Source organism: Cupriavidus sp. C3SS-1 (assembly GCF_057073755.1).
Genome location: NZ_CP172700.1, coordinates 1,319,079 through 1,331,086 on the forward strand (window position 1 = coordinate 1,319,079; position 12,008 = coordinate 1,331,086).

10 protein-coding genes are annotated in these 12,008 nt (G+C 64.3%); 4 read left to right on the forward strand and 6 right to left on the reverse strand.

The features are described 5' to 3' along the window. The first annotated feature begins 129 nt into the window (after positions 1 to 129). Positions 130 to 1,590, forward strand: coding sequence for an amidase (locus ACIGJC_RS22115; RefSeq protein ID WP_483714328.1), 1,461 nt, complete (start codon positions 130 to 132; stop codon positions 1,588 to 1,590). A 112-nt stretch (positions 1,591 to 1,702) separates the two neighbouring features. Then, positions 1,703 to 2,689, forward strand: coding sequence for a Bug family tripartite tricarboxylate transporter substrate binding protein (locus tag ACIGJC_RS22120; RefSeq protein WP_483714329.1), 987 nt, complete (start codon positions 1,703 to 1,705; stop codon positions 2,687 to 2,689). Positions 2,690 to 2,773: 84 nt separating this feature from the next. On the opposite strand, the gene ACIGJC_RS22125 is transcribed toward ACIGJC_RS22120, so the two are convergent. Further along, a complete protein-coding gene (locus tag ACIGJC_RS22125) occupies positions 2,774 to 3,523 on the reverse strand; it encodes a creatininase family protein (protein WP_483714330.1) in 750 nt (249 codons plus the stop codon). A 117-nt stretch (positions 3,524 to 3,640) separates the two neighbouring features. Further along, entirely contained in the window at positions 3,641 to 4,927 is a 1,287-nt protein-coding gene (locus tag ACIGJC_RS22130; protein ID WP_483714331.1) for an MFS transporter, read from the reverse strand. Between the two features lie 219 nt (positions 4,928 to 5,146). On the opposite strand from ACIGJC_RS22130, the gene ACIGJC_RS22135 reads away from it, so the two are divergent. Next, positions 5,147 to 6,067 (forward strand): LysR family transcriptional regulator, encoded by a 921-nt coding sequence (locus ACIGJC_RS22135; protein WP_483714332.1) that lies wholly within the window; start codon positions 5,147 to 5,149, stop codon positions 6,065 to 6,067. Positions 6,068 to 6,135: 68 nt separating this feature from the next. Here the strand turns inward: ACIGJC_RS22135 and ACIGJC_RS22140 are convergent, their stop codons facing one another. Together ACIGJC_RS22140 and aspA are read right to left on the reverse strand one after the other, a co-directional pair. Further along, positions 6,136 to 6,906, reverse strand: coding sequence for a ferredoxin--NADP reductase (locus ACIGJC_RS22140; RefSeq protein WP_483714504.1), 771 nt, complete (start codon positions 6,904 to 6,906; stop codon positions 6,136 to 6,138). 145 nt (positions 6,907 to 7,051) lie between these two features. Next, a complete protein-coding gene (gene aspA / locus ACIGJC_RS22145) occupies positions 7,052 to 8,479 on the reverse strand; it encodes an aspartate ammonia-lyase (protein WP_483714333.1) in 1,428 nt (475 codons plus the stop codon). A gap of 360 nt (positions 8,480 to 8,839) precedes the next feature. Here aspA and ACIGJC_RS22150 point away from each other — a divergent pair, with 360 nt between their 5' ends. Further along, entirely contained in the window at positions 8,840 to 9,319 is a 480-nt protein-coding gene (locus ACIGJC_RS22150) for a hypothetical protein (RefSeq protein ID WP_483714334.1), read from the forward strand. 103 nt (positions 9,320 to 9,422) lie between these two features. Here ACIGJC_RS22150 and ACIGJC_RS22155 read toward each other — a convergent pair whose 3' ends face one another. Both ACIGJC_RS22155 and ACIGJC_RS22160 read right to left on the reverse strand, forming a co-directional pair. Then, complete coding sequence (locus ACIGJC_RS22155) at positions 9,423 to 10,637, reverse strand: monovalent cation:proton antiporter-2 (CPA2) family protein (RefSeq protein ID WP_483714335.1); 1,215 nt, start codon at positions 10,635 to 10,637, stop codon at positions 9,423 to 9,425. A 107-nt stretch (positions 10,638 to 10,744) separates the two neighbouring features. Next, positions 10,745 to 11,989 (reverse strand): complex I 51 kDa subunit family protein, encoded by a 1,245-nt coding sequence (locus tag ACIGJC_RS22160; RefSeq protein ID WP_483714336.1) that lies wholly within the window; start codon positions 11,987 to 11,989, stop codon positions 10,745 to 10,747. Positions 11,990 to 12,008: the final 19 nt, after the last annotated feature.

Sequence of the window (12,008 nt, forward strand, 5' to 3'; positions counted from 1 at the left end):
GATGTTTGGGCCAGGGTGCGATCCAGGTTTGCGTTTTATGCAAGGGTATTTGAAAAAATCCTTGATTGTGGGAAACCCACGCCGCCCCTATGCTCTTTCCTGACACAAGGACAGAGGAGACTGGCTTCCATGAACGCGATTCCCGGCACCCCGACCGATTCCATCGTCGAACTCGACGCTGTTGCCCTGTCACGGGCCATCCAGGCGCGCGAGGTGTCGTGCGTGGAGGTGCTCGATGCGTACCTGGCGCAGATCGACCGCCACAATCCGCGCGTCAACGCCATCGTCGCGCCGGTGGACCGGGACACGCTGCGCAAGCAGGCGGCGGGGCTCGACGACGAACTCGCCCGGGGCGCCCGCCGCGGCCCGTTGCACGGTTTCCCGCAGGCGCCCAAGGACATCATGCCGGCCGCCGGCATGGTCACCACCAAGGGGTCGCCGATCTTCGCGGGCCAGGTCAGCCAGACCGACGCCGTTATTTTCGAGCGCATGCGCGCCGGCGGCGCGCTGTTCGTCGGCCGCACCAATTCGCCCGAGTTCGGGCTGGGCGGCCATACGTACAACCCTGTCTATGGCACCACCCGCAACGCGTGGGAGCCGGCGCGCTCGGCCGGCGGCAGCAGCGGCGGGGCTGCCGTCGCGGTGGCGCTGCGCATGCTGCCGGTGGCCGATGGTTCCGACATGATGGGATCGCTGCGCACGCCGGCCGCGTTCAACCATGTCTATGGCCTGCGCACCTCGTTCGGCTGCGTGCCGCACGGGCCGGCCGACGAGGTCTTCTTCCAGCAATTCAGCGTGGCCGGGCCAATGGCGCGCAATGTGCCGGACCTGGCGCTGCTGCTGTCGGTGCAGGCGGGGTTCGACGCGCGCCTGCCGCTGACGCGCCGCGCCGAGGCCCCGGGCAGCTTCGTCCTGCCGCCGGAGAGAGACTGGACCGGCGTGCGCGTCGGCTGGCTCGGCGACCTTGGCGGCCATTTGCCAACCGAAGCCGGCTTGCTCGACACGTGCGTCATGGCGCTTAGTCACCTGCGTGCGCTGGGCTGCACGGTCGACGCTGCGCTGCCGGACTTCGACCTTGAGCGCCTCTGGCACGCGTGGATCGACCTGCGCAGCTTTGCCGTGGCGGGCGCCAACCATGCGCTCTACCGCGATCCCGCCAGGCGGGCCCAACTCAAGCCGGAGGCCGTCTGGGAAATCGAACGCGGCCTGGCACTGACCGGTCCGCGCGTGTATGAGGCCATGAGCGAGCGCAGCGCGTGGTACCAGGTATTGCGCGCGCTGTTCGAGCGCTTCGACTACCTGGTCATGCCGGCCGCGCAGGTCTTCCCGTTCGACGCCGAGCTGGACTGGCCGCACGCCATCGGCGGCCGCGACATGGACACCTATCACCGCTGGATGCAGGCCGTGGTGCCGGCGACCATGGCGGGACTGCCGGCCCTGGCGGCGCCAGCGGGTTTCAGCCGCCAGGGGCTGCCTGCCGGCATCCAGATCATCGGACCTGCGCAGACCGACGCCGCGGTGCTGCAACTCGGCCATGCCTACGACCAGGCGAGCGGCTTCTCTCGCCTGCGCAGCCCGTTGCTGGGGTAGGCCTCAAGGCGTCAGGTTTGTCGAGCGGGTGGCCCGCCGCCACCCGCATTGCTTCGCTTTCTCCCGTTTTTTCCCCGCTTTCCCCTAAAAAACTGCAGGCAGGAGTTGAACGATGACCGCAACGCCCACGAAGCTGTTCCTTGCATGCGCTGGCCTGGCCGCCGCGCTGGCCACGACGCCGGCCGCGGCGCAGGGGGCCCACTGGCCCGAGCATCCGATCCGGCTGGTGGTGCCGTTTGCGGCCGGCGGCGCGACCGACGTGCTGGGCCGCTTGCTGGCGGTCGGCCTGAGCGAGAAGCTAGGGCAATCGGTGGTGGTGGAAAACAAGCCAGGGGCCAGCACGGTGATCGGCGCCACGCAAGTCGCGAAGGCCACGCCGGACGGTTACACGCTGCTGCTCGCCGCGAGCACCACGCTGACACTGAACCCGGCGATCCGGCACAACCTGGCGTACGACCCGGTCAAGAGCTTTGCGCCGCTGGGACTGGTCGCGGACATGAGCCTGGTACTGGTGGCCAACCCCGGGATCCCCGTCAATTCGCTGAAGGATCTCGTGACCCAGGCGAAGGCGAGTCCCGACAAGTTTTCCTATGGCTCTTTCGGTGCGGGTTCTTCGGTCCATTTCGGCGGGGAGATGCTGAAGGCAGCCACCGGCACGCGCATGGTCCATGTCCCGTTCAATGGCAGCGCACCCAGCCTGACCGCGCTAGCCGGCGGCCAGGTGCAGGTCGCGGTGGACACCGTGGTGGCCAGCCTGCCGCTGATCAAGGGCGGCAAGATCAAGCCGCTGGCAGTGCTGTCGGCGCAGCGGCTGCCGGCGTTGCCGCAAGTGCCAACGGTGGCGGAAAGCGGCTATCCCGGGTTCCAGATGGGCACCTGGTTCGCGTTGATGGCGCCGGCTGGCCTGCCTGCGCCGGTACAGCAGAAGCTGGAAAAGGCGCTGGAGGAGGTCGCCAATGCGCCGGCGACCAGGGCGCGGATGGTCGAACTGGGGCTGACACCGGCTTATGGCAATGGCGCGGCGGTCAAGGCGCGGGTCGAGAAGGAATTGCCGGAAATGCGCGCCGTGGCGGCGCGCGCGGACATCCGGGCGGAGTAGGGGAGTAGGGGAGCAGGGGGGCGAGGCATTGCGTATCTACTAGCCAATGGATTTCCTCCCCCTCGGCAGTCGTCACGGACGCCATCAGGCCGGAATGGGCTCGCTGCCGAAGCATTCCAGTTCGCGCGCCAGGCTTTGCGCGGCCAGCATGACGAGTGCCTCGCCCTTTTGCGGAGTGGCCTGTCCCGGATCGGAGCCGATGCGGCCGTCCGGGTAGCGCGCGCGGAAGTCGAGTGCGTCGCGGATTGGGCCTGACGGGGCGATTCGTGGCACGTAGTCGGCGTGCTTGATGGCATCGGGGAAGGCCCATTGCGTAATGGCGATTTCCGAGGGGGTGGCGTGCGACCCATGGCCGCTCGGAAACTGCTCGCGCGCCAGGTCGCCCACGCCATCCAGGTCCCACCAGTTGCAGAGCTTCAGGGCGAAACCCGCGCGTCGCCGGCCAAAGCTTGCCTCGGCGTAGATCTCGGAGAACGCGGCTTCGATCGAGGCGATATTTCCGCCGTGCCCGTTGAGGAACAGGATCTTCTCGAAGCCATGGCCTGCCAGCGAGCGTGTCCAGTCACCGATCGCGGCAATGAAGGTGGACGGGCGCAGGCTGATGGTGCCCGGAAAACCCAGGTGATGCTGGGCCATGCCGATATTGAATGTCGGCCCGACCAGGATGTCGGCGACTTTCTCGGCTTGGCGCGCAATGATCTCCGGGCACAGCCAGTCAGTCCCGAGCAGGCCGGTGGGCCCATGCTGCTCGTTGGAACCGATCGGGATGACGATGGTGCGGCTACGCTGCAGGAACCGCTCGATTTCAGACCAGGTCGACAGATGTAAAAGCATGTTGTGACTCCTTTCCTTGCCCGCCCCAACAGAATCGGACAGTTTGACATGGCAGCACACCCTGGCGACCCGGTTTTCCGGTTGAACGGCAGCCAGCGCGCGCTGCTTCGAGGTTGATTACCGCTTCGCCGGCAGCTTGTTCGCCAGGATGATCAGCGCTGCGGCCAATGGCAGGAAGGCAAGCACGAGCAAGCCGGCGTGCAGGGTGCCGGTCGCCGTCTTGGCCCACCCGATGATGGCCGGTCCCCAGAAGCCGCCCGACAATCCGATCGTGTTGATCAGCGCGATGCCACCGGCTGCCGCCGGACCTTTGATGTACTCGGCGGGCATGGCCCAGAACACGGTGTAGGCCATCCACAGGCACATCGTGGCAAGGGTGAGCAAGACCAGCGAGACGGCGAGACTGCCACCGGCCAGAGTCGATGCGCCAAGCAACAGCCCGGCCGCCATGGCGGGTACCGCGCAGTGGATGCGTCGCTCGCCTACCCGGTCGGACCTGCGCCCCATGAAGTACATGCCAAACGCGGCGGCCACGTAGGGGATGGCCGAGTACCAGCCAAGCTGCACCGTGTCGGACACGCCGAGCGCCTTGATCAGGCTCGGGAGCCAGAAGCTGATGGCATAGATCGCGGCAATCAGGCAGAAGTAGGCCAGTGCCAGCACATAGACGCGCGCGTCTCGGGCCACGGCCCTGAAGGCGTGCTTGTGGCCGACAGGAGCCCCCAGTTCGGCTTCGAGCAGGCGCTGTTCCCGCGTGGTCAGCCAGGCGGCGTCCGCCGGGCGGTTTGGCACGAACCGGAGCGACAGAATGCCGAGCAGGATGCAGGGCAGGCCCTCGACCAGGAACATCCACTGCCAGCCCGCCAGGCCGGCGGTCCCGGCGAGCGTAGTCATCAGCCACGCCGAGGCCGGGCCGCCGACAATGCCACCGATCGGCCCCGCCAGGAAGACAATGGCGATGGCCCGGGCCATGCGTTGCGGACCATACCAGCAGGACAGGTAGTAGATCATCCCCGGGGCGAAGCCCGCCTCGAAGATGCCCAGCAGGAAGCGCATGGCATAGAACATCGGCACATTGCGCACGAACAGCATGCAGGCGGAGGTGATGCCCCACAGCACCAGGATGCGGCTGAACGTCTTGCGCGCGCCAATGCGAGGCAGCATCAGGTTGCTCGGAATTTCGAACAGCACATAGCCGATGAAGAAGATGCCCGCGCCGATGCCGTACGCCGCATCGGAGAAGCCAAGGTCGCTCTGCATCTGCAGTTTGGCAAAGCCCACGTTGACCCGGTCAAGGTAGGCGAACAGGTAGCAGATCAGCAGGAAGGGAAGCAGCCGCCAGTTGATCTTGCTGTAAAGCGCGGTCGCGCTGTCAACGGCGCTTGCGGTCGGGTTTGCAAACATCCTGTCTCCTTGGTATCGCCTGTGGATGGCGTCTTCTGGAAACGGATCGTGACAGCGCGGAGTGTTCCGGCAAACAGCAACTGTGTTTACGGGTTGTTGCCTTTTGAGCAACGCAGGTGACTGATACGGCGCAAGGCGGCAAGCCATGATGCGCACAAGCCGCGTGGTTGGGGTAAGGTGGGCGTTTCCCCGACACATCTGTCCTGCGAACATTCCAGAATGCGTGAGATCAATCAGCAGCGTTTGCGGTATTTCCGGGAGGTGCTGGTGCACGGGACCATCCGTGGGGCGGCTGACAGCCTGAACACCTCGCCGTCCGTCATCACGCGCCAGATCCGGCTATTGGAAGAAGAGCTAGGGGCGATGCTGTTCGAGCGGGAGCCGCGCGGGCTGCGTCCGACGGCCGCGGCCGCGCACCTGATCGAGTTCTGGCGCGGCTACCGATCGCACCAGGAGAAACTCGAAGACGAGCTGCACGCGCTGCAGGGGCTGCGGCAAGGCGAGGTCCACCTGGCGATGAGCGAGGGCTATGTGGATCCGCTGGTCAATGAAGTCCTGGCGCCGTTCTGCGCGCAATACCCCGAGCTCGACATCCGGCTGGATATCCTCCCGGTCGATGACGTGCTGAACGAAGTCGCGGAAAGCCGCGCGCACATCGGCCTGGCCTACAATCCGCCTCCGCATCCGCGCATCGCGTATCGGGCGAGCGCATCGCAGCCCGTGGTGCTGCTGCTCCGGCGCGACCATCCGCTGGCCTTGCGGGGCGGCCCGGCGAGCATTGGGGACCTGCAGTCCTATCCGCTGGCGATGATGCCGCCGTCGTTCGGCGTCGGGCACGCACTGCAGATGCTGGAATTTGCCGAGAACATCCGGATTCGCCCGACGCTGGTGAGCAATTCCCTCACTGCGCTCAAGCAGTTCGTCGCCTACGAAAACTTCATGACGTTGATCGGCGAGTTTGCTGCGTATCGGGAGATCGCGGCCGGCACCCTCGCTGTGGTGCCGCTTGACCATCCGCTTTTCCAGGGAACGCAGGCGCGGTTGCTGGTCAAGGCCGGTCGCCCTTTGCCGGCGGCGGCGCTGGCGCTGCTGGACCATATCTCGCAGCGAATGACGATGTTTTCCGGCGAAAGAGAATGAACGGGATTTCGCCGGACGTCATTCTCGCCGGCGATCCCGCATGCCTTCGACACCGACAAGCCTGAAGCCTACCCGACAAAGGCCTTTTCCAGCACGAAATGGCCCGGGTGGTTCATATTGCCTTCCACGAAGCCGCGCGCTTCGAGCAGCCCGCGAATTTCCTTGAGCATGTCCGGGCTGCCGCACAGCATGACGCGATCGCGTTCGGTCGAAAAGGGCCCGACCTCCAGACGGTCGAACAACTCGCCGGTCTCGATCAGTTCGGTGATCCGGCCGCGGGTGTGGAAATCCTCGCGGGTGACGGTCGGGAAATAGACCAGCTTCTCGCGTACCAGTTCACCGAGGTATTCGTGCTGCGGCAGGTGCTCTGAAATCAGTTCCTGATAGGCCAGCTCTTCCACATACCGGCAGGTATGGGTCAACACGATCTTGTCGTAGCGCTCGTACACCTCCGGGTCGCGGATGATCGAGAGAAACGGAGCCAGGCCAGTGCCGGTGGCGAGCAGCCATAGCGTCTTGCCTGGCAACAGGTTGTCGACCAGCAAGGTGCCGGTCGGCTTTTTGCCGACGAAAACCGGGTCGCCGACTTTCAGGTGCTGCAAGCGAGACGTCAACGGACCGCCCGGAACCTTGATGCTGAAGAACTCCAGCGTCTCTTCGTAATTGGCGCTGGCAATACTATAGGCGCGCAACAAGGGGCGGCCATTGACTTCCAGGCCGACCATGGCGAACTGGCCATTCTCGAAGCGAAAGCCGGGATCGCGGGTGCAGGTAAAGCTGAACAGCGTGTCTGTCCAGTGGTGAACGGTAAGTACCGATTGCTGGTTGAGGTTGCTCATGAGGAAGTCAAGCCGGGTGCGGGGACTGCGGAATGTTAACGCGAATCCGGGGAGGGCGCAGAAGCCGGGAGCAGAGGAGAGGGGCCTCATACGCCCACCGGCGTTGTCTACGCGGGAAACGCTCCGGCTGCCGCGGCGATCGTGCTCAATGCAATTTTCCGTGCAAGTCCAGCGGCACCGGTTGCGTCAGCGTCTCGGGCCGCAGGATCCGGTCGAGTTCTTCCTTCGACAGCAAGCCCTTGCGCAAGACGATCTCGTACACGCTGCCGCCCGTGGCATGGGCTTCCTGGGCAACGGCCGTCGCATTCGCATAGCCGATGTACGGGTTGAGCGCCGTCACGACGCCGATCGAGTTCTCGACCGTGGCGCGCAGCCGGTCGGCATTCGCGGTGATGCCGTTGACGCAGCGCTCGGCAAGCGTCAGGCAGCCGTTGCGCAGATGGCTGATGCTTTTGAACAGGCTGTGCGCGATGATCGGCTCGAACGCATTGAGCTGAAGCTGGCCGGCCTCTGCCGCAAAGCTGACCGTGATGTCATTGCCGATGACCTCGAAGGCGATTTGATTCACGACTTCGGGGATCACGGGGTTGACCTTGCCGGGCATGATGCTGGAGCCGGCCTGCATCGGCGGCAGGTTGATCTCGCCCAGCCCCGCGCGCGGCCCGCTCGACAACAGGCGCAGGTCGTTGCACGTCTTTGAAAGCTTCACGGCAACGCGCTTCAACACGCCGGAAAGCTGCACGAAGGCGCCGCAGTCCTGTGTCGCCTCAATGAGATTGGGCGCGGTTTCCAGGGGGATGCCCGTGATCTCGCGCAGGCGCCGCAGCACCACCGGGGCATACGAAGGATGTGCGGTGATGCCGGTTCCGATTGCCGTCGCGCCCAGGTTGATCTCGCAAATCAGCATGGCGGCTTCGCGCAGGCGGGCCTCGTCCTCTCCGAGCATCACGGCGTAGGTGCTGAATTCCTGCCCCAGCGTCATCGGCACGGCGTCCTGCAGCTGGGTGCGTCCCATCTTGATGATGTGGGCGAACTCGTCGGCCTTCGCTTCGAAAGCGCGCCGCAGCACCGCCATGGCGTCCACGAGCCCGATGATGCCGAACCACGTAGCGACCTTGAGCGCGCTGGGGTAGACATCGTTCGTGCTCTGCCCGATGTTGACGTGTTCGTTCGGGTGCAGGTGCTGGTACTCGCCACGCTGGTATCCGAGCAATTCGAGGGCGCGGTTGGCGATGACCTCGTTGGCGTTCATGTTGGTCGAGGTGCCGGCGCCGCCCTGAATGACATCGACGACGAACTGGTCATGCAGCTTTCCGCCAATCAGTTCCTGGCAGGCACCGACGATGGCATCGCATCGTGCCGTGTCGAGCAGGCCCAGTTCATGGTTAGCCAGTGCGGCGGCCTGCTTGATTGCGGCCAGCGCCTTGATCAGTTCGGGGTAGATGGAAATCGGGGTGCCTGTGATCGGAAAATTTTCTACCGCGCGCAGGGTGTGTACACCGTAGTAGGCCTGGACAGGAACCTCGCGGTCCCCCAGGAGATCATGTTCGATTCTGAAGAGTCCGGCCGTCATGGTTACGCTCCTTGCGTAGAGGCAATGCTGGGAAAGACAGTCTATGGATCCGGACGCACTGGCACCACAGCCAATGCGCAGATTTCATGGATTTGTGCTGCCTCGTTTCTCGTTATGCCTAATCAGCATAAACCCTCGGGAGCAGTGCGTTACAGGGCGGCTGCGTCCGGGCACCCAGCGCAAGCTTTCGGATGCATACTCATTTGCATGGATCTTTGATTTAACATAAGACGTATTATGCGTGACAAACTTGTTGGCCCCAAATAGTAATGTCGCATTTGAGCCAAATAGAAATGTCGTACCCCCTTGCCAGGGCTGGCATGCTGGCGGCTTCCCGTCTGTCCGAGACCGGAGGCCGCAATGCACCGTGTTATCGTTACGACACCAGTATCAACAAATAGAAGAATGCGCACAGCCGCACTGCTTTTGGTCACCCTTGCGTTCTTCGGCACAGCGCACGCCGCCAAGTGTCGCAATCAAGGGAAAATCCTCTACACCCAGGATCAATACTGCCCGCCGGGCTATACCGATATCACGTCGGGCATGGGCGGATCGGTGTCCACGGTCGGCAAGTCGGCCAACGTGCAGCAGCAGGAGCAACAGTTCCTGGCCAGGCGCGCAACTGAGAGCGAGCAGTACCAGACCCAGCTTGCGCAGCAGCAACAACAGGATTACGTGGCTGCCAACAACCAGCGCAACCTGTGCCAGTCCATCGATGGACAGGTCCGCGCGAACGAGATCCAGCAGCGCCAGATCAACGCCTGGCAGCAAATGAACCAGCTCAAGCAAAACCACCGGGCGCTACGGGATCAGCAGTTTCAACTTGGCTGCCATCGGTAACGAAGCCAAAAGTTTGAAATCGAATCTTTCAGGGGTTGCTACAGAATCGGCGTCATCTAACGCGTCAAGCAATCCGCACCGGCACAAGCCCAAAAGCCAGGCATCACCGCACGTCCGCATCGTGCGCATCCCCAGCCGGCTTTTCCGCAACCCGGTACGGATCGCCCTGTTTGCGGCGGGCCATACCGCGCTGGGCCATCATCAATAGCGGCGTGGCGGCCATGGATAGCGCCACCACGGCAGTGACGATGGACATCTGCTCGCCGTTGACCAGGCGCGACGACTCCGCAGCAGCCATGACGACAAACGCAAATTCCCCGCCCTGCGAGATCAGGATCGCGAAATACAAACGCTCGCGCTGCGGCACCTGGAACCGTTTTGCCAGATACAGCAAGGCCCCCAGCTTGGTGCCAACCAGCAAGACAACCAGTACCGCGACCAGCAGCGGGTTCCTTGCCAGCACGTCAAAATCGATGGACATGCCCACGGCCATGAAGAACAAGCCGAGCAGCACGCCTTTGAACGGCGCGATATCCGTTTCGATTTCCTCGCGGCAATCAGACCCGGCCAGTAACACACCGGCCACGAACGCGCCCAGCGACATCGACAGGTGGACATGGTGCATCAGCAGCGCAATGCCGATCACCCAGAGCAGCGCGAAAACCGTCAGCGTGTCCCGGGTGCCGCTGCGCCGGATAAAAGGCAGCACATAACGCAATAGCAAGCTGCCGATCACGATGACCGCGGCGAGCACCGCCAAGGCCTTGAGGGCGACACTCCAGCCGTCATTCGAGGTATTTGCGGCCGGCACGGGTGACAGCAACGGCAACAGCGCGATCATCGGAATCGCGGCGATGTCCTGGAACAGCAGGATCCCGAAGCTGGTCTGGCCAAGACGCGTATGCATCAGGCCCTGTTGCTCCAGGATCGCAATGACCATGGCCGTGGACGACAGCGACAGCGCAAATCCCGCGGCGATGCCAACGCGCCAGTTCACGCCGAAGCTGATGAAAGCGATCGCCAATAGTGCCGCGCACAGCGCGACCTGGAGCCCGCCGTAGCCGAAAATGGACTGCCGCATCTTCCACAGCTTCCGGACATCCATCTCGATGCCGATGACGAACATCATCAGCACGATGCCGAGTTCGGACACGTGGAAAACCGGGTCCACCTCCGTGACCATGCCGAGAACCGAGGGCCCGATCGCCACGCCGGCAACCAGATAGCCCAGCACGGAGCCGAACCCCAGTCTTACCGATATCGGGACTGCAATCAGGGCAGCGGCCAGGAATAGCACGGCGTCAACGAGGAGACCCATAATTCGCTTTCCCGTTCGTGTCGGATGATGGGCGAATTCTAGACGCTATTGCAGCGCGCCAATAGATAAGGTGCAGCCACGGTGCGCCGGAACGCGACTCCCCTGCCCTAAGCCATCAGCAGCGCATCGTATTCGTCCCGGAACTGATGGAGGGAACTGTCCACAACGGTCACGGCACCGTCGATCAGGCCGCAGCGTCCGCTGCCGGGCAGGATGCGGCACAGGTTTTCCAGCGCGTCCAGGTCCGCGCGCACGCCGCGGCCGGTATCGATGCGGTTGAGCAGCCGCATCAGCTGGAAGGTCCCGCCCTTGCACGGGGGGCACTGGCCGCAGGAACCCTGCGCGAAGAAGCTCACGTACTCGGCCACCTTGCGCACGATGCTGGTCCCTTCCGAGACCACGATCATGGCCCCGGTGCCCAGCCGCGAACGGCGTTGGCGGACCGAGTCGAAGTCCAGCGCCACGTCCAGATCGCGTTTGGTCAGCAAGGTATTGGACGGCCCCCCCGTAAAAACGGCCTTGAACTCCTTGCCCTGCAACATCCCTCCGCCGTGCCGGAACACCAGGGTCTCCAGGCTCGTGCCCATCGGCAGCTCGTACAGGCCGGGCCGCAGCACATCGCCCGACAACGAATACAGCTTGGTGCCCGCGGCATGGCCGACCCCAAGGTCCCGATACCACTGCGCCCCGTGGCGCAGGATGCCCGGCACATGGGCCAGCGTCTCGGTGTTGTTCACGACCGTCGGCGCGCCATGCACGCCATGCTGGGCGGGAAAAGGCGGCTTGCGGCGCGGGAACGGGAAGCCACCCTCGACACTGGCGATCACCGCGGTTTCCTCGCCGCCGATATACAGACCCGAACTCGGCACCACGCCGAGCGATACTGCCCCGCCGACCAGCCGCGCAAGTTCGGCGAACAGCGGATGCGCTTGCCATTGCCTGACCGCCTCGCGGGCCATCGCGAGCGACACCGGCTGATGCGGGTTGACGTACAGCACCACATGATTGGCGCGGGTCGCGGCCGCGGCGATCAGCGCGCCCTCGATCACCAGGTGCGGGGTGTGCTCCAGCAGGAACCGGTCCTTGAAGGTGCCCGGCTCGTCCTCGTTGCCATTGCAGATGATGTACTTGTCGCCATCGGCCACGGCGGCTACCGGCGCCCATTTGCGATGCGTGGCAAAGCCCGCGCCACCCATGCCGCGCAGGTCCGCCTGCTCGATGATGGCAAGGATGGCGCCCGGATCGCGCAGCGCTGCGGCCAGGCCTTCGCCGCCGCCGCGCGCAAGCCACGCCTCCAGGTCCGCGCCGACCCGGATGTCCTCGTTGAGCAGTACCTGATTCAAGCTATCCATCGTGCGCTCCGTGGACCGA